General features: G+C 59.7%; 19 protein-coding genes and 1 tRNA gene. 10 read left to right on the top strand and 10 right to left on the bottom strand.

Annotated features, from left to right (window positions below):
* Positions 1-10 precede the first annotated feature (10 nt).
* Positions 11-1,009 (bottom strand): deoxyribose-phosphate aldolase, encoded by a 999-nt coding sequence (gene deoC, locus MHN28_RS15190; RefSeq protein ID WP_239343212.1) that lies wholly within the window; start codon positions 1,007-1,009, stop codon positions 11-13.
* Positions 1,010-1,207: 198 nt separating this feature from the next.
* On the opposite strand from deoC, the gene MHN28_RS15185 reads away from it, so the two are divergent.
* The 6 genes from MHN28_RS15185 (at position 1,208) to MHN28_RS15160 (ending at position 8,518) form a co-directional block, all read left to right on the top strand.
* Positions 1,208-2,161, top strand: coding sequence for a metal ABC transporter solute-binding protein, Zn/Mn family (locus MHN28_RS15185; protein WP_239343508.1), 954 nt, complete (start codon positions 1,208-1,210; stop codon positions 2,159-2,161).
* A 3-nt stretch (positions 2,162-2,164) separates the two neighbouring features.
* Positions 2,165-2,968, top strand: a complete 804-nt coding sequence (locus MHN28_RS15180; protein ID WP_239343506.1) for a metal ABC transporter ATP-binding protein — start codon at positions 2,165-2,167, stop codon at positions 2,966-2,968.
* A 3-nt stretch (positions 2,969-2,971) separates the two neighbouring features.
* Positions 2,972-4,177 (top strand): metal ABC transporter permease, encoded by a 1,206-nt coding sequence (locus MHN28_RS15175; protein ID WP_239343210.1) that lies wholly within the window; start codon positions 2,972-2,974, stop codon positions 4,175-4,177.
* Positions 4,174-5,103 carry a metal ABC transporter permease gene (locus MHN28_RS15170; RefSeq protein WP_239343208.1) on the top strand — a complete coding sequence of 310 codons (930 nt, stop codon included), beginning with the start codon at positions 4,174-4,176 and terminating at the stop codon, positions 5,101-5,103. The genes MHN28_RS15175 and MHN28_RS15170 overlap by 4 nt, the downstream gene beginning before the upstream one ends.
* A gap of 282 nt (positions 5,104-5,385) precedes the next feature.
* A complete protein-coding gene (gene mutL / locus MHN28_RS15165) occupies positions 5,386-7,236 on the top strand; it encodes a DNA mismatch repair endonuclease MutL (RefSeq protein WP_239343206.1) in 1,851 nt (616 codons plus the stop codon).
* A gap of 52 nt (positions 7,237-7,288) precedes the next feature.
* Positions 7,289-8,518, top strand: coding sequence for a DNA recombination protein RmuC (locus MHN28_RS15160; protein ID WP_239343204.1), 1,230 nt, complete (start codon positions 7,289-7,291; stop codon positions 8,516-8,518).
* A 3-nt stretch (positions 8,519-8,521) separates the two neighbouring features.
* Here the strand turns inward: MHN28_RS15160 and MHN28_RS15155 are convergent, their stop codons facing one another.
* Genes MHN28_RS15155 through MHN28_RS15145 form a run of 3 tightly spaced genes read right to left on the bottom strand, consistent with a single transcriptional unit; the run spans position 8,522 to position 10,303 of the window.
* Positions 8,522-8,926, bottom strand: a complete 405-nt coding sequence (locus MHN28_RS15155; protein ID WP_239343202.1) for a hypothetical protein — start codon at positions 8,924-8,926, stop codon at positions 8,522-8,524.
* Positions 8,927-8,985: 59 nt separating this feature from the next.
* On the bottom strand, positions 8,986-9,636 hold the full coding sequence (locus MHN28_RS15150) for a ChrR family anti-sigma-E factor (protein WP_239343200.1): 651 nt from the start codon (positions 9,634-9,636) through the stop codon (positions 8,986-8,988).
* Positions 9,637-9,646: 10 nt separating this feature from the next.
* Positions 9,647-10,303 carry a sigma-70 family RNA polymerase sigma factor gene (locus tag MHN28_RS15145; RefSeq protein ID WP_239343198.1) on the bottom strand — a complete coding sequence of 219 codons (657 nt, stop codon included), beginning with the start codon at positions 10,301-10,303 and terminating at the stop codon, positions 9,647-9,649.
* Positions 10,304-10,452: 149 nt separating this feature from the next.
* Between MHN28_RS15145 and MHN28_RS15140 the strand changes: the two genes are divergently transcribed.
* The 4 genes from MHN28_RS15140 (at position 10,453) to MHN28_RS15125 (ending at position 13,156) form a co-directional block, all read left to right on the top strand.
* Complete coding sequence (locus MHN28_RS15140) at positions 10,453-11,226, top strand: DUF1365 domain-containing protein (protein WP_239343196.1); 774 nt, start codon at positions 10,453-10,455, stop codon at positions 11,224-11,226.
* An 87-nt stretch (positions 11,227-11,313) separates the two neighbouring features.
* Positions 11,314-11,631 carry a DUF3775 domain-containing protein gene (locus MHN28_RS15135; RefSeq protein WP_239343194.1) on the top strand — a complete coding sequence of 106 codons (318 nt, stop codon included), beginning with the start codon at positions 11,314-11,316 and terminating at the stop codon, positions 11,629-11,631.
* 152 nt (positions 11,632-11,783) lie between these two features.
* Entirely contained in the window at positions 11,784-12,863 is a 1,080-nt protein-coding gene (locus tag MHN28_RS15130; RefSeq protein WP_239343192.1) for a hypothetical protein, read from the top strand.
* Between the two features lie 203 nt (positions 12,864-13,066).
* Positions 13,067-13,156, top strand: a tRNA-Ser gene (locus tag MHN28_RS15125).
* A gap of 270 nt (positions 13,157-13,426) precedes the next feature.
* On the opposite strand, the gene MHN28_RS15120 is transcribed toward MHN28_RS15125, so the two are convergent.
* The 6 genes from MHN28_RS15120 to nosZ are packed head-to-tail and all read right to left on the bottom strand — an operon-like array spanning position 13,427 to position 19,706.
* Positions 13,427-14,329 carry an FAD:protein FMN transferase gene (locus tag MHN28_RS15120; RefSeq protein ID WP_239343190.1) on the bottom strand — a complete coding sequence of 301 codons (903 nt, stop codon included), beginning with the start codon at positions 14,327-14,329 and terminating at the stop codon, positions 13,427-13,429.
* Positions 14,326-14,841 carry a nitrous oxide reductase accessory protein NosL gene (locus tag MHN28_RS15115; protein WP_239343188.1) on the bottom strand — a complete coding sequence of 172 codons (516 nt, stop codon included), beginning with the start codon at positions 14,839-14,841 and terminating at the stop codon, positions 14,326-14,328. Before MHN28_RS15115 ends, MHN28_RS15120 begins: the two co-directional genes overlap by 4 nt.
* Positions 14,838-15,659, bottom strand: a complete 822-nt coding sequence (locus MHN28_RS15110; protein ID WP_239343186.1) for an ABC transporter permease — start codon at positions 15,657-15,659, stop codon at positions 14,838-14,840. Before MHN28_RS15110 ends, MHN28_RS15115 begins: the two co-directional genes overlap by 4 nt.
* Positions 15,656-16,549 (bottom strand): ABC transporter ATP-binding protein, encoded by an 894-nt coding sequence (locus tag MHN28_RS15105; RefSeq protein ID WP_239343184.1) that lies wholly within the window; start codon positions 16,547-16,549, stop codon positions 15,656-15,658. Before MHN28_RS15105 ends, MHN28_RS15110 begins: the two co-directional genes overlap by 4 nt.
* Entirely contained in the window at positions 16,539-17,795 is a 1,257-nt protein-coding gene (locus MHN28_RS15100) for a nitrous oxide reductase family maturation protein NosD (protein ID WP_239343182.1), read from the bottom strand. Before MHN28_RS15100 ends, MHN28_RS15105 begins: the two co-directional genes overlap by 11 nt.
* A gap of 3 nt (positions 17,796-17,798) precedes the next feature.
* Positions 17,799-19,706 (bottom strand): TAT-dependent nitrous-oxide reductase, encoded by a 1,908-nt coding sequence (gene nosZ, locus MHN28_RS15095; protein ID WP_239343180.1) that lies wholly within the window; start codon positions 19,704-19,706, stop codon positions 17,799-17,801.
* Positions 19,707-19,715: the final 9 nt, after the last annotated feature.

Raw genomic sequence — 19,715 nt, 5'->3', positions numbered from 1 at the left:
GTTCTTATCCTCAGCCCATGGAGTGACGGTGACCGGCGGAATACGCGCCAGTGACATAGTGTTCCAACTGTCGCTCAATATCACCCAGCAGCGACGAAGCGCCAAAGCGGAACAGGTCCTGCTCCAGCCAGCGGTCGCCCAACTCGTCCTTGATCAGCGACAGGTACACCAGCGCGTCCTTGGCTTTGGAAATCCCGCCTGCAGGCTTGTAGCCAACGCGATAACCGGTGCGGTCATAGTAGTCGCGGATCGCGCGGATCATCACCAGCGAAACGGGCAGGGTGGCGTTGACGCTTTCCTTACCGGTCGAGGTCTTGATGAAATCGGCGCCCGCCATCATGCAAACAAGTGAGGCGCGGGCGACGTTGCGCAAGCTGCCCAACTCTCCGGTGGCGAGGATGGCTTTGACATGGGCATCGCCGCAGGCCACGCGGAAGGCTTTCATTTCCTCGTACAGCGCCTGCCAATCGCCCGACAGGACATGACGACGCGAGATGACGATGTCGATCTCTTCGGCTCCGGCCTTCACGCTTTCTTCGATCTCTGCCACACGCAGGTGGAAGGGGGAAAGGCCAGCCGGGAAACCGGTGGACACAGCGGCAACCGGAATGCCGGTGCCGTGCAGCGCGTCCACGGCGGTTTCGATCATGTCGTGATAGACGCAGACAGCGCCTGTGGTAATCGGTGGCATGTCCAGCGCCTGCAGAACCGAAGGCGCAACCGGCTGTCGAGCCTTGGCGCACAGGCGACGGACACGGCCAACCGTGTCGTCACCCGACAGGGTGGTCAGGTCGATCATCGTGATTGCCTTCAGCAGCCACGCAGCCTGATAGTCCTTTTTCACGGACCGCCGACCGGGCAAGGTCGCGGCACGGCGCTCGATGGCCGAGGTGTTGGCTTGCACGGCGCGCACCCAGTCCAGATCCAGATCCATGCCGGGGTTTCTGGGCTCGGTCACTTGCGGCAGATGCGCTGTGCGCACGGGGCTTTCTGAGCTCTGCGTATCCATCTTCACATCCTTTGGGAGGTTTCCGACAAATTCGCATGGCTTGCGACTGAATGGAAGGCATACCAGCCCTGCCCGTGCAATTTTTTTGACCAAATGGACAAAATTCGTGTTTTCTTGCGAATAATTCGCAATAGCGTTGACTTAGTTGCGAATGGTTCGCATATTCATTCTCAACAGGATACCAAAATGGAGTCAGCAATGATTCGTCGTAGTTTTCTTGCGGCTTTGGCAATTGCCGCCGCGCTGCCGGTGGCAGCTTGGGCTGAAGCGCCGCTCAAAGTCGTTGCTACCACGGGAATGATCGCCGACACGGCGCGTCAGATCGGTGGCGATCAGGTTGAGGTGAAGGGTCTTATGGGCCCCGGCGTCGACCCGCACGCCTATCGCCAGACCCGTAGCGATATCGTGGCCATGACCCGCGCGGACCTGATCCTGTGGCATGGTCTCTACCTTGAGGCGCAGATGGAAGAGTTCTTCCACGACCTCGAGCGTAAACGGCCCGTCGTGGCCGTTGCCGAAGGGGTGGATAAGTCCAGGCTGCGCGCCCATGACGACTATGCCGACAAATACGACCCGCATGTGTGGATGAGCCCCGCTCTGTGGCGCGATGTGGCGGTTGAGGTCCAGAAGGCCCTGACTGAGGCGCGCCCCGAAGCTGCAGATGCGTTTCAGGCCAACACCGCAGCGTTTTTGGCTGAAATAGACCAGCTTGAGGCTTATGGTAAAGAGGCGCTTGCAGCTGTACCTGAAAGCAATCGGGTGCTGGTAACCGCTCATGACGCCTTTGGCTATTTCGGTGCGGATTATGGCTATGAAGTGCTTGGTATTCAGGGCATTTCGACCCAGTCCGAGGCCGGTTTGAACCGGATCGGGGAATTGGTCGATACGCTGGTAGATCAGGAATTGACGGCCGTGTTCGTGGAAAGCTCGGTTTCTGACCGGTCGATGCGTGCGCTGATCGAGGGCGCTGCGGCCAAAGGTCATGATGTCGGCATCGGTGGAGAACTGTATTCCGACGCTATGGGAGAACCGGGCACCTATGAAGGCACCTATATCGGCATGCTGGACCACAACATCACTGTGATCGCAGGCGCGCTGGGTGCCGATGTGCCCGACCGTGGCATGAACGGCAAGCTGTCGGCGGGGTTTTGAGTGATGTTGGAGCTGGCCGCTAATCAGGGTGTATCGGTTGCCGAGATAGGCATCGAGAGCAGCCCTCTGGCCATTCGCGGTTTGACCGTGTCCTACGGCCAGAAGCCAGCGGTATTTTCGGTGGACATGACCGTGGAGCCGGGTGCGATGACGGCGATCATCGGGCCAAACGGTGCCGGTAAATCGACACTCCTGAAAGCGGCGCTGGGCATTGTCTCACCCTTGTCCGGGCAGGTGTCCGTCTTTGGCGAACCGTTGGAGAAACAACGCGCCCGGATCGCCTATGTACCGCAACGCGCAAGCGTGGACTGGGATTTCCCGACGCGCGTGATCGACGTGGTACTCATGGGCCTGTCGCGGGAGCTGGGATTGCTGGGTCGCGTGCGTGCTCGCCACATGTCCCGAGCCATGGACTGTCTCAACCGGGTCGGGATGCGCGATTTCGCGGATCGTCAGATCGGTCAGCTTTCCGGAGGCCAGCAACAGCGGGTCTTTCTGGCCCGCGCTCTGGCGCAGGACGCCGATCTGTACCTGTTGGATGAACCCTTTGCCGGCGTCGATGCGGCGACCGAAAAGGCGATCATCGCCGTGCTCAAATCGTTGAAAGAGGCGGGCAAGACCGTGGTTGCCGTTCATCATGATCTGGCCACTGTCACCGATTACTTCGACCATGTGTTCCTGATCAACACGCGCAAAGTGGCCGAAGGGCCGGTTGCCGAGGCGTTTACAGCCGAGACTCTGCAATCCGCCTATGGCGGACGTCTGGCCACTGCCCAGATCGACCAGATATCTCGCGCGCTGGGGTAAATCATGCTTTGGGATGCTCTGATGCTGCAGCTTGGCTATAACGCCACGCTGGTCGCTATTGGTGCGACGTTGCTTGGTGTGTCTGCGGGCGTGACCGGTACGTTTCTGTTCTTGCGTAAACGCGCGCTGGTCAGCGACGCAATCAGCCACGCGACGCTTCCCGGTGTCTGCCTTGGGTTCATGGTGCTGGTCGCCTTGGGTGGCGATGGGCGCAATCTGATCGGCCTTCTGGCGGGTTCGGCGATATCTGCATGGGTTGGCTTGCTGTGCATGAACTGGCTGACCCGACATACACGGTTGGCCGAAGATGCCGCCATCGGGGCTGTCCTTTCAGTGTTCTTTGGTTTTGGCATCGTGCTTTTGACTGTAATCCAGACAATGGGCGTGGGCCGTCAGGCCGGTCTTGAAGGGTTTTTGTTGGGGTCTACCGCCGGGATGCTTCGGGCGGACGCGCTGATCATTGCGATCGGCGGTGCAGCGACGCTGTTGCTGGTGATGATTATTCGCCGCCCGATGACCATGGTGGCCTTTGACCCCGAGTACGCCGCTGCACGAGGGCTGCCGGTGCACCGTATTGATCTGGCGATGATGGGTCTGGTGATGGCAGTTACTGTGGTAGGGCTGAAGATTGTCGGGTTGATCCTGATCGTGGCGCTGCTGATCATACCCCCCGTCACCGCGCGGTTTTGGAGCGAACGTTCGGACCGCGTTGTACTGCTGGCCGGTCTGGCCGGAGGGTTGGCGGGCTATCTGGGTGCAGCGCTGTCGGCTTCGGCCCCGAACCTGCCGACCGGCCCGATCATTGTGCTGGTCAGCTTTGGTTTCTTTGCCCTGTCCTTGTTCCTTGCGCCCGTCCGGGGTGTTCTGGCCGCCGTTCTGCGACATCTGCGGTTCCAGCGCCGAGTCCACATTCGGCAGGGCCTGCTGGCGCTTGCCCAAGGGCAAAAAATCTACGAACCGCTGACCCTCCGCCTGCTAAGGCGCGCTGGTTTGGCCCGTGCCGATGGCGTTGCGACTGAAACGGGTAAAGCCCGCGCTGCCAAGGCGCTGCGCGATGAGAAACGCTGGGAGATTGTCCGGGCCGATCAGGCGCATGAAGCGACGGCGGCCCTTTATGATGGGCTGCGGGACATCGAAACTGTACTGACCCAAGACCAGATCGTTGAGATCGACCGCCAGATTGGTGGCCCGCAGGAGGTTCCGGCATGAGCGGTGAAGAATTCGTCCCCCTGTCTTTGACCCCCTTGCTGATTGGCACCTTCGCTGCCATCGCTTGCGCGCTCCCGGGGAACTTTCTGGTGCTACGCAAGCAGGCCCTGATCGGGGATGCGATCAGCCATGTGGTGCTGCCCGGCATCGTTGTGGCCTTTCTGCTGACCGGAGCGATTTCGACCTGGCCCATGATGCTGGGCGCGGCTGGTGCGTCCGTGGTTGCGGTGGTGATGATCGAGGCGGTCCGACGCTTGGGCCAGATCGAACCGGGCGCCGCGATGGGCGTTGTCTTCACGACCATGTTCGCGGCAGGGGTTTTGCTGTTGGAGCAGACCGATACCTCGACCGTGCATCTGGATGTGGAGCATGCGCTTTATGGTAATCTGGAAAGCCTGATCTGGTTGGATGCGACCGGCTGGTCCTCGCTATTCGATCCCGAAGCGCTGGCGGGGCTGCCGCCGGAACTGCCGCGGATCGCGCTGACGTTGCTCGTCGTCAGCCTGTTCATGTGGCTGTTTTGGCGGCCTCTTAAGATTTCCACCTTCGACGAGGGGTTCGCGCGAACGATTGGCGTTCGCACCGGAGCTTTGGGATTCGCCCTGGTGATAATTGCCGCTATCGCAGCGGTCGCGGCGTTTGATGCGGTAGGGTCGATCATCGTGATCGCGATGTTCATCTGCCCCCCTGCGGCCGCGCGCATGATGACCAACCGGCTTGAAACGCAGATTACCTGGAGCGTTGTTTTCGCAATCGTATCAGCGGTGAGCGGGTACGTTCTGGCCGGGTACGGACCTTTGTGGCTGGGTGCGGCGGATGCAGTCAGCGCGGCGGGTATGATCGCAACAATGTCCGGTCTGATCCTGGCTTGTACGGCCATCTGGGGCCCGTGCCGGACCCGGGCTGGCGCGCCGAGTACGGCTTGACACGGCGTCTTCCCGCCACCGTTGACCGCGGGTCATCGGCCAAACTTCGCCGCCGAAATCGTGGTAGGGAGAGTCTTCAACTCTGGTGGTCGGATTCGTGGTAGAAACTTGTCCATTGATTACTGAATGACCACCACTCACCCGGATCGTTCGAACAATCGCGACCAGACTGCCTGTTTGTCTGGCGGGTACAGCGCGGTTGTTCGAACGCCCCCCTCTTCCTCAAGACTAGTGTGCCAAACCGGTGGCAGAATCGCGCACGTCTGTGCTAGGTCTGGTGGTATGGAGCAGGCAAACCCCAATATCAGCGAAAACCGACCCGTAATTCGGCAACTGGACGATGCGGCGATCAACCGTATCGCGGCGGGCGAGGTTGTCGAGCGTCCGGCCTCGGCCGTTAAAGAGCTGGTGGAAAACGCTATCGACGCTGGGGCAACCCGCATCGCTATAGATATTGCCGACGGGGGGAAGACGCTGATTCGCGTCACCGATGATGGATGCGGGATCGCGGCTGACGATTTGCCCTTGGCTTTATCCCGCCACGCGACCTCGAAAATCGACGGCTCCGACCTGCTCAACATCCACACATTTGGCTTTCGTGGCGAAGCGCTGCCGTCGCTGGGCGCAGTTGGGCGTCTGACCATCACTAGCCGTGTTCCCGGAGGTGAGGCGGCCTCAATCCACGTTGCAGGCGGTCGGATGGAGACGGTGAAGCCTGCCGCCCTGCGCGCGGGCACGGTGGTTGAGTTGCGCGATCTCTTTTTTGCGACACCAGCGCGTTTGAAATTCATGCGCACCGACAGGGCTGAGGCCCAGGCGATTACGGACACCGTCAAGCGTCTGGCCATGGCGGAACCGTCCGTCACCTTCACCTTGCGGGACGTGTCCGGGGGCGGCGAGGGGCGCGTGACCTTCCGCGCCGACCGCGAGAATGGCGATTTGTTCGATGCGTTGCATGCCCGTCTGGCCCGCGTGATCGGCCGCGAGTTTGCCGAGAACGCCCTGCAGATCGATGCCGCCCGCGATGGGATCAGATTGTATGGTTACGCTGCCTTGCCAACCTATTCGCGGGGTGCTGCGGTGGCGCAGTACCTGTTTGTGAACGGGCGGCCCGTGCGGGACAAGATGCTGACGGGTGCACTGCGGGCGGCTTATTTCGATTTCCTTAGCCGGGATCGCCACCCGGCGGCAGCACTATTCATCGACTGTGAACCAACGCTGGTGGACGTGAATGTGCACCCCGCGAAATCCGAAGTACGCTTTCGCGATCCAGGCGTGGCGCGCGGTCTGATAGTTTCGGCCCTGCGGCATGCGCTGGCCGAGGCCGGGCACCGGGCCTCAACCACGGTGGCAAATGCGACCTTGGGTGCGATGCGGCCAGAACCGGCACAGCCGGCACCCGCACGTGTCTACCAGATGGATCGTCCATCACCCGCCGCGCGGCAAATGGCGTATCAGGCTCAGGCACCAGGATTTGCCGAGTTGTCTCGGGATTACAGCGGCAGCGTGGTCGAGCCGGCCCCGGCGCCGGTCGTTGAGGCTCCGGTCGAAGACCTGCCTCTGGGTGCCGCGCGCGGTCAAGTGCACGAGAACTACATCATCGCCCAGACCGCCGATGGCATGGTGATTGTCGACCAGCATGCCGCGCATGAGCGGCTGGTCTATGAAAAGCTCAAAAATCAGATGGCTGAGAACGGCGTCGCTGCGCAGGCGTTGCTGATCCCGGAAATCGTCGAGCTGTCTGAAGGGGATTGCGCGCGTTTGATGCAGGTTGCGGATGACCTGACAAAGCTGGGGCTGACGATTGAGCCTTTCGGCGGCGGGGCCGTCGCTGTGCGTGAAACACCTGCCATTCTGGGCGAGGTGGACGCAAAGGCAATGATCCTCGATATCCTAGACGAACTGGCCGATCAGGGTGAAAGCCAAACCGTGCAGGCGCGGATTGAGGCGATCCTCAGTCGGGTGGCTTGCCATGGCTCGGTCCGGTCCGGTCGGCGTATGCGGGCCGAGGAAATGAACGCCCTGCTGCGCGAGATGGAGGCGACGCCCCATTCCGGTCAATGCAACCACGGGCGGCCAACTTACGTAGAACTGAAGCTGAGCGATATCGAGCGATTGTTCGGCCGCAGTTGATCCCAAGGCCCGGCGGGGCTATGAAGAATAAAACAAGAACACGCGAGTTGAGATGATCGAGATTGCAGGCACCCAATATGCATTGAATGACCCGGTTTTGATGATTGGCGGCGGGGTTGTTCTGCTGATCCTGCTGTTGCTGTTCCTTTCGCTGCGTGCAGCTAACCGCTCCGCCCGCATGGCGGAACCACTGGCGCGGCAGATGGCGCATCTGGGCCAGCACGTGCAGCAGCTGGGGCAGGGGCAGGAACAACTGCGAGGGGGCTTGCAGCATGTCTCGGACACGCAGGCCAACGCGCAGGTGCAGGTGATCCAGACGGTCGAATCCCGCCTGTCCTCGGTCCAGCAGCAGATGAACGACCGGCTGGCAGACAACGCGATGAAATCGGCGCGTGCGTTGGCCGAGATGCAGGAGCGAATGAAAGAATCCCTGCACGGGTCCTCGAAACAGACCGCGACTTCGCTGACCCAGTTGCAGGAACGTCTGGCGGCCATCGATAAGGCGCAGGACAACATCACCAAACTGTCGGGGGATGTGCTGTCACTGCAGGACATATTGTCGAACAAACAGACCCGCGGCGCGTTCGGAGAGATTCAGCTGAACGACATCGTCTCCAAGGCGCTGCCTTCGGACAGTTTTCAACTGCAGGCGACGCTGTCGAACGGGCGGCGGGCGGATTGCCTGATCCACCTGCCGAACCCTCCCGGGCCGATTGTGATCGACAGCAAGTTCCCGTTGGAGGCTTATGAGGCGCTGATTGGCTCGACCAATGATATGGAGCTGAAAGCGGCGGTGCAGATGTTCCGCAGCACGGTGCGCAAGCACATCACGGATATCTCGGAGAAGTACATTCTGGACGGCGAAACCGCCGATGGAGCGCTGATGTTCCTACCGTCCGAAGCGGTTTACGCCGAGTTGCACGCAAAGTTTCCGGAACTGGTGCAGGAGAGTTTTTCGAAACGTGTCTGGATCGTTTCTCCGACCACCTGCATGGCAACGCTGAATACGATGCGAGCGATCCTGAAAGACGCTCGGATGCGGGAACAGGCGGGGGCCATCCGCAAAGAACTGGGGATGCTGCACAAGGACGTCGATCGTCTGGGCGACCGTGTTTCCAATCTGGACCGCCATTTTGGACAGGCGGCCAAAGATATCTCGGAAATCAAGATCAGCGCTGAAAAAGCGGGCCGTCGGGCCCAGCGGCTGGATAACTTCGATTTCGAAGAACTTGCCCCCGAAGATCACACCAACGTGGTTCCGCTTGGTAAATCCGAAGGCTGACCGTTACTGAATCGAAAGGTCGAGATTGTAGCCGACGGTCTTGCCGGTATCGCGGTCGTTGCCCATGAGGTAGACCCGGATCGTGTAATCTCCGTCCTTGGGCAGTGCGATGCGGGCAATATTCCCGTTGATTGAGCCATTGTAGATGGCGACCCCGTCACTGTCCGGCGGCAAAATGTTGAAGTAGATTACGCCGTTGCCGTTGGTGTCGCTGACCTTCAGCTCGGCAAACATCTCCTGACCAGCCTTGGCGCCCAGCTTGTAGTCGAAGTATTCGTTGCCTGTGACAGTGCCATTGACCATCGTCCCGAAATTGCCGGGTTCAAATTTGACGTGCGCAACCCGTTGAGCCGATGCGAATGATGCAAAGCCCAAAAGGACACATGACAGGATCAAAAATCTCATCATAGTATACGTCTCCACCAATCGGTTTTCCGGGAGAGTGTATCACGCATTCACCGAGCAGATCAGATACGCAGGAACGGCTGGAACAAGCGCGGCATCAACTTTTTGAATTTAAGCGGAGCATCGGTCACAGCCAGGCAAATGCAGTCTTCTGTGATATCAGCGGTCGGCGTGTGATGCAGGTCTTCATCTGCGATCTCGACATCGCCGCGGGCGAAGTGGTCAACCTCGTCCGAAAACGCGCCTTGCAGAACCATGGTCAACTCAATGCCATTGTGGCTGTGGTCTGGCACTGCCGTCCCCGCCGGAATGAACAGCAATCGGGCGGTCGCTTCGCCGGTCGTCGGCAGGATCGCTTGTTTGACGCCCATGCCGATGGGTCGCCAGCGGATATCATTCACGTCGCCGCCGACATAGTCCTGCAGCGGGGTTGGCAGGACAGAACAACTCGGGCGCTTGGGTTTGGCAATTGGAGCACCGTTTGCAATCAAAGCCATGGTTTCGGCAAGCGCCTTGTCATTCATCGCAACGGTTTCGTCCTGCTGTTCCAGAACATAGCCGCCAACCGCGTCGAAGCTTTCCGCGCGCGCCCGGCAATGATCGCACAATGACAGGTGCGTGGCGACCATCAGGTCAAAGGCCTCGGGCAGCGCACCCGCTGCATATGCCATCAGCAGGTCGTCTGTCAGGTGATGTTTGATCTTGTTGCTCATACTTGTCATCTCAATTCATCGCATGGCGCAAGCGGTCCAGCGCCAGCCGTATCCGTGATTTGATCGTCCCCAGTGGCAATCCGGTCTGAGATGCGATTTCTCGATGGCTCAGATCGCCGAAGTAGGCTTTCTCGATCAGTTGTCTTTGCGCTTCGGGCAACGCGGTCAGAGCGTCACGCAGCTGCGCGGTTTCCTGTTGCAGCGCGATAACGTTCTCCTGTTCAGGTTCCGCCTCTGGCCCCCATCCCAGGTCCTCGGGTTCGGGGCGGCGCTGCTTGCGCAGGACGTCGATGCGCTTGTTCCGGGCAATTGTGAATACCCATGTGGCCACGGTTGCCCGTGTCGGATCAAACAGATGGGCCTTGTGCCAGAGCGTGGCCATCACCTCTTGCGCGCACTCTTCCGCCAGTGCGGCGTCAGAGCCAGACTTTATCAGGAACGCCTTTATGCGGGGCGCAAAATGCTGAAACAGTTCGGCAAACGCTGCCTGATCCTGCGCGTCACGAATTCGCCTGACGTGGTCCACCCACTCAGCTCTGGCGTTCTGACACTCTTCCGCTCGGTTCACCGGTCTGCCTCTGCTGCGTTTCTTCGCGCGCCAAGGCTTCGCTGAGGGCCTGTCGGCCACCGGTTCATCCAAGGTCGCGGTATCGATCTCGGTAAACATAACAACAATACGTGGTGTGGCCCAAGCCGGATCACTTTGTGTGATTATTTAAATCCAAACCGCGCTAGGTTTCGTATCGATTGTAGATAAACAACTATGAAATCGACGCCGTTTGAACAGTTTGCAGGCAGAATGGAACATCGCCCGGTATGAACCAGATCGACCATATTTCAGGCCATACGTATCACGGACGCAAAGGCGTGATCGAGAATGCGTTCCGCTATTCCATCGATTACATACTGTTGGACCCCGAAAACCAGCCGGACACGCCAACGCTTTTCTCGATGAACCGCGCCAACGTGATGAACTGGCGAGGCCGCGATCATGGGGGTGAGCCCGGCGAGGGGCGCGGTGCCTTGTGGCTACGAGACAAGTTCGATGAACTGGGCGTGGCGCAACCGATGAGGATCGCCCTTCTGACACAGCCGAGAGTGCTGGGACATGTCTTCAATCCGGTCAGCTTCTGGTTCTGTTTCGACAACGAAGATCAGCTCTACGCGGTGGTGGCCGAGGTCACAAATACCTATGGCACGCGCCACAGCTATCTGTGCCACAACGACGATTTTGCGCCGATCCAGCCGTCGGATCGCATAGTTGCGAACAAGATGATGCATGTCTCGCCTTTTCAGAAAATCGAAGGAGCGTACACATTCCGGTTCGACTACCGGCTTGAGCGGGTTGGGGTGTGGATTGACTATGGTCGTGAGAGTGGCGGTTTGATCGCCACACTGACCGGACCACGGGCTCCGCTGACCAACCGGGGTATCCTGTGGTCGTTGCTGCGGCGCCCGTTCGGCGCGCGGCGCGCCTTTTTCCTGATCCTTTGGCAGGCGCTGAAGCTTAAGGTCAAAAAGGCTCGCTTCGTCCCGTTTCGCACCGCCCCAGTTCCGGATCACCCCATTTCCCGCAGTCGCAGACCCTAGGCGCGATCTTTTTGCTCAAGATCAAAGACTCAGCCCGATCCCCATGGTTGTGCTACTATGGAAACCGCGAACACGAGGAGTTGGGTCATGTTGGAAATTTCGGCAAGGAAAATCGCTCAGGTCGCCATGATGGGCCGCGAACTGGGGCGCGCCGAAGGCGAATTGCGCGCTTTTATCGACCGGATGAGCGAGGACGAACAGGCCGAACTGGTTGCCGTCATGTGGGTCGGGCGTGAAAGCTTTTTCGCCGAAGATCTTGCCGAAGCCGTCGCAACCGCCAAGTCCGAGGCATCGACCCCCTGCGCCGACTATCTGATCGGTACACCGCACTTGTCGGATCACCTCGAAAACGGTCTGGACGCGCTGGGTATCTCGGCCGAGGACGTGGAAAACGACTTGATGTGAACTCTATGGCGGGCCGAGCGAAAGACGCTTGCCGCTGGGCCTGCCGCAAATCGGGCAAAGAATTCGCGGATTTTCTGATTTTGGGATAACCTGCTTGTGAAACCCTAACGCGACCCCGTTCTGGTTGGGGCGTAGGTAACGGAGCATGACCCATGCGGCGCGTCTCGCATATGATTGCAGTTCTGGCATTGAGCTTTGGCAGCGGACTGGCCCCGGGTCCGGCGCTTGCCTGTGGTGTGTGCGTCGCACTTCCGGAATACTCTTTGGCGGATCGCCTTCTTTCGGCCCGCGTGATTGTGTTAGCGGCCCCGGCGCAAGACAACCCGTTCAAATACACCTCTGTGTCAGTCTTGAAAGGCACGCCCGAACAGGTCACTGCACTGCCCGAGATTCCCTTTCTGGTGGACAGCGTTACGCGGTCTGCATTTCGTGCTGATCCCGACAGAACCGTATTGATGATTTACGGGGCAGGGTACCGGGACAAGGCTGGTCGCAGCCTTTCAAACGGGTGGAGCAAGGGCTTCTTGATGACAGCAGAACGCGCGCAGTTCGTAGAGACCCTGCGTGCCCAAGGAGAGGGGTGGGCCAGCGGTGCGACGGACCGAGCGGCACGTGTCGACTATTTCGATGACTATCTCACGCACGAAGATCGTATGTTGCGCAATGCGGCGCTGATTGAAATCCATCGCGCACCTTACACTCTGGTGTCGCATTTGACCGACGCCATGCCCACAGAGCAGTTGTTGCAAGAGATGCGCAATCCGAACCGTCTTGCTTACGCGCCTACATATATTCGGCTGCTGGGACTTCGGTCCGATACCAAGGCAAAAGAGTTCGTCAGACAGCGCTATCAACGCGTCGTTCGCAACGGGGGCCTCAATTTGTACGACTGGGGATTGGCGGGTATCGAAGTTGACGGTGCCCTGGCGGTCAGCGGAATCGAAAAGGCGCTGGCACAGGCTGACCGTCCGGCTGAAGAAAAACAGATTCTGATTCGCGTTCTGGCGGAGAGCGGTACGGCCCACCCGGAGTTGCAGCCGCAGATATTAGACATCTACAAGCGTGAACTAGAGAACGGCAGCGCCCTTGCGATCTGGATAGCGCTCGCGGTCAAAGCCTGGAATACCACAGTATTGAATCCCGCATTCGAGGCCGTCTTGACCAGCGAGGCAGTGGACCCGGCAACCCTGTTCCTTATTCGCATCACACTTGAGGGCGGCGAACCAGGATAAACCTGTGCGGAGCATTTTTCAGTTGGTGTGGAGTTACGTTCAAACAAAACTCGCAGAACGCATGCCGCCCTATTGTCGGTTTACCATTCATTTGGGCTTCCATTGCAGCCAAAATGCCACCTGTGTGTTTGATTTCAGAAAAATAGCATCGTTGAACAAAATCGCCTTGTATCTGGTCAACAGGCAAGGATATACCGGCCAGCGGAGACGTGGCCGAGTGGTCGAAGGCGCTCCCCTGCTAAGGGAGTAGGCCCGGAAGGGTCTCGAGGGTTCGAATCCCTTCGTCTCCGCCACCCACCATTTTCATTTTGTGCAATGTGTGGCGCTTTGTGTACGTCGTTGACCGATCAACGCGGCGCGTGGCAACAGTTCTTTTGTTGACTTCTTTACCTGCGAAAGGGGTGTCTTCCCTTCGAGGTGCGAGGGTAGCATTTTCGATGTCCGACGCGTGCGCGAACTAAGCAGCAGAACCACAAAGTCAAAATCCGGAGCCGCTGCCATTCGTTCTGGCAACAGATTTTCGAAGCGTTGTGCCCGGTTTTTTTGGGTACCCTCTGAGGGGATTAGATCTTCATCTCAAGCCTGGCATCAGGGAACCGCTGCAACGCATTTGCAATCTGGCGATCCGACAGGGCGCACAGGGCGGTTGACAGGCCATCCGCAAGCGCCGCTGTCTTTGCAGAGACCGAAAGAACCTGATGGTTCGGCATTTGACCTGTCGGGCTCAGGATATGGCCGTGAACACCGGTCAGCATCAAACTGGAGGAATCCGAGGTCGCAACGGCCCGGTCACTCAGCGCGATACGTTTTTTGACGGTTCGCTCTGGTCCTGCAAGACCAACTTGCCACGGCTGACCATCGTTGCGATATCCAAGGGCCGCGATCTCTCCCATATCGACCAGCACATTTCTCAGCCCCTTTGACCTCAGCAGCGCGGCAATACGATCTGTAATCGCGCCCTGGGCTATTCCGTTCAGTGTCAGTGCTGATTGACCCGGATAAGGCAGGCGAACCGCGTCGCTTTCCACAGTGACGTTGTGCCATCCGATTGTTGCCTTGGCGGATGCGATGTCTGCCGCGCTTGCGTTATTGGCCAATGCGACCCAGAGAGGTTGGATTGTGGGATCAAAAACCCCATCCGAATTCTCGTGTAGAGCCGAGCACAGGCTGAACAGGCTCAACAACTCTGGCGCCGGGTTCGACAGCTGACCGTCTCGGTTCAGGCGCGAGAGCTGGGAATCTGGGCGGTACAGGCTGAAGATATTCTCGAGCCGCGTTACTTCAGCTTCGACCGCAGCAAAGATCGGGTGCGCCTGCGCATCGGTCAGGCCGGCCAACTGCATGGTTGCCGACGCACCCAGGGCGGACCCATGCCACCGGGCCGTCGGTGCGGGGGCGGCGACCGCGGGGCAGGCAGCGCTTGCGGCCGAGATTGCCAGAAACCGGCGGCGGGACAGAAGTGTCATGCGGGAGTCTCCAGTGGAAGGTCCAAATCGACCGGGCCCAGTACCTCGGAATCGGGAATGTCGGACAGCGGCAGCGCTGACCCGCCGTATTGGTCAATGAAGGCGTTGGCGTCATCAGGGCTTGAAAACGGCACAACCTCACGCGCGCCCATGCCGCCTGCGACGTTGGAGCCGACAACAAATGTCGCGCTGTCGGCGTCGATCCAATTCGAGATGCCGGGCTGACGCCAGTTGGGCGCGACGCTCATGTCGCTGACATAAACAGCGGTGATTTCGGCATCCCGTTCGGGGCTTTTCAAGTAGGCCACCATGTCACGCACCTGTGCGAAAAACAGCGGGGCAGGGTAGCCTTCCAGATGGATCTGTCCCTTTGGTCCGCCGTGTTCGGCGATATTCATCTGGCAGAAAAAGCTCAACGCATCGGGCGTCAGATCGACCGGATCAGGCGCCTTGGCGACTTCTTCCTTACAGGCGCTCAACGCGATCAGCGTGATCAGGCACAGGCGTTTCATGGCTCAACCCTCCGGAAGGCCAGGCGCGCAAGAGCAAATCCCAGCACCGGCCAGATCAGCAGCGATGCTGGCGCAGCCCAGACGGGCAGGGCCTGTGCGGCGCCGGTCATGCCGGACGCCATCGCGACGCCCTCGGTCGCGGCAATGTTCCACAGACGGAATGCGTCGGCCGGGTTGGCAACCATCACCCACGGAAAGACGGATTGGGTGAATGTGCCGCCCTCATCCATGACGACGGCTCCCAACAAGCCCAGATCATAGAGGACGACAAAGACCAGCCAGAGCCCGGCCGACAGACCTGCCGCCGCCGTAGCGCCCCTTGCCAGAGCAGACAGCAGGTATCCCAGCGCCAGAAACACGGCGCCCAGCAGGATGGATGTGAGGATGAGCCGGACCAGAGCCAGCAGGCTTTCCGGCCCCGCGCCGCCGAACCACGCGGCAACCGCGCCGGCGGTGCCAAAGCCGACTGTCATGGCAAAGGCCAATGCGGCGAGGTGTGCGGTGAACTTGCCCAATAGGATTTCTCCGCGTCCCGCAGGGTAGGACAGCAGCAGCGACAGACTGCCCCGGTCCACATCACCTGCGATGGCGTCGAAGGAAATCATCAGCGCCAGAAGTGGGGCGAGGTAGACCGAGAGCGTGGTCATCGAGGCGACCGAGACGGTCAGCATGTCGACGCCCAGCGTGCCGGTTGGCGCGCTGCCGGCAAAGGTCAAGGCCAATGCAAACAGCACCATGATCAACGTGGCCATCAACAGCCAGCGGTTGCGGCGCAGGATCAGCATTTCAGTGCGGGTGATGGCGAGGAAGCGGGTCATTGCAAATCCTCCTGTGCGTAGTGGCGATAAAGGTCTTCCAGCTTGGGCGGGGTCATTTCCACATCCGCCACGGCATCGCCCAGTCCGGCGATGCGGCGCAGGGCCTCCATCTTGTCATCCGGAGAGCAGAGCAGTTCAACCGACGCGCCGTTGGTCCGGTTGCCTCCAAGTTCAGCGGCCAGGATGTCGGGGTTGTCGCTGGCGCGGACCCGCAGGCGGATCGGTAGACCCGCCAGCGCGGACAGGTTGCTCAGCGTGTCATCAGCCACCATCCGACCTTTGCGCATGATGGCAATGCGGTCGGTTCGGGCCTCGACCTCGGTCAGCGCATGAGACGCGATCAGGACGGCGGTGCCTTGGGCAGCCAGTTCGTCGATGATGGCATAAAGGTCTTGCCGAGAAATCGGGTCCAGCCCGCTTGTGGGTTCATCTAACAAGGCCACTTTCGGTTGCCCCAGCAGAACCTGCGCCAGACCCAGACGTTGCCGCATCCCCTTGGAATAGGCTCCGATACGGCGGTCCAATGCGTCGCTGAGGCCAACACGGTCCAGCAGGGCGGGCACATCAGCTTTTGTCCCGGACAGTTGTGCAAACAGGGTCAACTGTTCGCGCCCGGTCAGGGCCGGGTGGAACGAAACCGCCTCGGGCAGATACGCCGTCTCGCGCCGCGCCTTTGCGCTGCCGGGGGTGGCGTCTCCGATCTGGATGGCGCCACCATGGATCGGCGTCAGGCCAAGGATGGATTTGATCAGGGTCGACTTGCCCGCGCCGTTATGGCCCAAAAGCGCCACGCGCTGGCCGGGGGCAAGTGACAAGTTGATATCGTCAAGAACGCGGGTTTTCCCTCGGTCCTTGCTGACATGGTCGATAGACAGGGCCTTATCCGTCATGAGGCACCTTTTTCATTGCTGGGGGTTCAGGGGCTTGCATCAATGGATTGCTGTCCATCACGCCGCCCGGCAGCAGGGCCGGGAAAGCAGATTGCGACCAGCGCACCAACTGCACGGCTGGCGAGCCGAGCAGCAATTTGGCTGCGGGTTGGGTCCACAGCACATGGTCCATACTGTCATTGGGGCGATAGGGGGCATCAGCGATGCCGTTGCCGTCCACGTCATAGGCGGCAAAATCGGACCAGTAATTGCCGCGCCCTTCCTCGGACCACTCGACCCACTTGGTCGAGACGTATTTCACCTGTGTCCGGTTACCGACGAAAGAGTTGCCAACGATGCGGTTTCGCTCGCTGCCGGCGGTAAAGTGGATGCCGATGCCGCATCCCTGGAACCAGTTGTCGGTGAATTCGTTCTTGTTCGAGTTATAGAGGAAAGTGCATTTTTCCTTGGCACCTATCACTACATTGCCGGTGATGACGCTCTTGTTGGCGTAGTTCAGCATCACGCCATGTTCGCGGTCACCGATCGAGACATTGTTGGCAACGGTCACATTGGTCGTGAACATCACCGCATAGCCCAGATCATTGCCGATCGAGACGTTGTCGCTGACGACCGAATTGTCGGCATACATGTAATGCACCGCGAAACGCAGATCGCGGAACAGGTTGCCGGTGAAGGTGTTCTTTTTTGACGAGTTCACAAAAACCCCGTCGCGCCCATACCGGATTTCGTTGTTCTCGACCCGCGCACCCGGCGCGTTCCAGACATAGACACCATTGCCACGGTCATTCATCCGCTGGTCCAAACGTCCTTCGATCCGGTTGCCACGCACGATGCTGTCCTTGGCCCCGTGAATGTCGACGCCATAGAGATTGCCCAGCAGCACGTTGTCCTCGACCACCGGCGCTTTGGCCGTTTTGGTCAACTGGATGCCACTGTCGATCCCGTCATGGCTTGAGCCCGAACCGATCACTGTCAGCCCGCGCACGGTTACGCCCGGCCCGGTCACGGTTATGACACTGCCGTTGCCTTGTCCGTCGATGGTGGCCTGACCCAGCCCGTCGATAGTAATGGGCCGGTCCAGAACCAGCGTTTCGGTGTAAACGCCGGGGCTCAGGCGAAGGGTGTCCCCATCCGCCGCCTGCGCCAGTGTTTCATTGATGGCCCCCGCCCGGTTGGGCACATCCCAGTCCGCCGCCCAAAGGGGCGAGCCGAGCAGGAGCGGTATGAGCAGGGACCAACGCATGGGTTATGCTCCCTGCGGCTCGACCAGCATCCGGCCGCGCATTTCCATGTGCAGCGCGTGGCAGAACCATTGGCAATAGAACCAGTGCACGCCCGGACGGTCGGCGGTGAAGGTGACCGAGGCGGTCGCCATCGGTGCGACTTCCATCGCGATGCCGTAGTTACCCAGGCAGAAGCCGTGGGTCACGTCGTCCACGTCATCCAGGTTGGTGATATAAACAGTCACCTCGTCACCTTGTTTGACGGTGAACTTCTCAAGGCTAAAGGTCGGTGCCTGCGAGGTCATATAGACCCGCACCTTGTTGCCGTCCCGGATGGGTTCTTCGGCGCCTTCTTCCAGATCGATGCCATCGGCTTCGGCCTGTTTGCGGGCGTCCTCCCAAGTGACATCGGCGCGGTCCCAGACGTTGACCGGGTTGACGATGTCGCTGCGCACGATGATCGAGTCATGCGGCTCGGCAAAGGTTGGACCGTCGTGAACCACCTTCATCTCGTTGGACGAGATGTCGATCAGCTGCTCGTTCTCAGGCTTCAGCGGGCCGACATTCAGGAACCGGTCTTTCGAGAACTTGTTCATCGAAATCAGCCACTTACCGTCGGCATCCTTGGTTTCACCCATAGATGTCGAGTTGTGACCCGGCTGATAATGCACATCGACCTTCGAGATGATCGGGTCCACATCGGCACCGCCGTAAGCCTCGATTGCCCTGTCGATGTTCCACTTCACGATCTGGCTGTCCAGGAACAGCGTGGTGAACGCGTTGCCCTGACCGTCATAAGCAGTGTGAAGAGGGCCAAGACCCAGCTGCGGCTCACCCACGATGCAGGACCGCGGATCGGCATCGCTTTCGAACAGGGCGTCCAGCTTGGTGACGTCCATGATCGAAACGGTCGGCGACAGCTTACCGTTGATGCAGACGTGCTTGCCGTCAGGTGCGGTGTTGATGCCGTGCGGCGAGTTCGGGATCGGGATGTAGCGGGTGTAGTTCTTGTTCTGACCTTTACGGCCGTCCAGAACCTTGACGCCCTTCAGCTCCTGATAGTCACCGGCTTCGATACCTTTTTCGATTTCAGCAAGGTTGAAGACAACGACGTGGTCCAGCTCGTTCTCGGTCATCTCGGCCAGGTTCATACCCATTTCCGAGTTGTACGAGGTCGAATAGGCGTATTTACCCTGATAGTCGCAGTCGGTGTTGTCGAGGTTACCCGACACGATCACCTGCCACGCCACTTCCATGGTGTCGCCGTCCAGCGCGGTGAAGATGTTCACGTATTGCGACGGATCGTCCAGCACGGTGCCGTCATTGACCAGCGGCGTTTCATCCTCACCATTGGCAAAGACATAGCCGGTGCGCGGGAATTTCTGCGGACGCAGACCGTGGATCGCCTTGGCGTTCGGGATCTCGGTGATCTTGTCGCATTTCATCACATCGCAGCGCACACGAGCGACGCGGGTGTTGGCCTTGTCGTTCATGAACAGGTAACGGCCGTCATAGGTACCATCAGTGAACGACATATGCGGGTGGTGCAGGTCGCCGTTGTCATAGGTTTTCAGGCCGCGCTTGGCGAGAAACTCTTTGGTCTCCGGCAGCAGGCCGTCGGTCATGATCTTCAGCGATTCATTGGTCTGACCCCAGCCGGTGGCCGAGCAGCGGTTGAACACCGGCACCCGCATCAGCTCGCGCATGGACGGGAAGCCCAGGATGCGCAGTTCGCCGGTCTGACCCGAGGACCAGAAGCCGTAATATTCGTCCAGCTCACCGGGCTGCAGATTGGCATTGGCCGCAGCGCTGGCCTGTTTCGCGGTCATCAGGGTCGAACCCAGACCGGTCCCGGCCAGCACAGCGCCGGTTGCGGTTGCACCCAGCATCCCACGGCGTGTGATGTTCAGTTTGTTTTCATTGTCCGACATGATCGTTCC

Origin of the sequence: Ruegeria sp. Ofav3-42, assembly GCF_022347725.1 — a bacterium.
Lineage (GTDB): Bacteria > Pseudomonadota > Alphaproteobacteria > Rhodobacterales > Rhodobacteraceae > Ruegeria.
The sequence above is the reverse complement of the archived record's forward strand: the minus strand, read 5'-3'. Positions and strand labels throughout refer to the sequence as shown.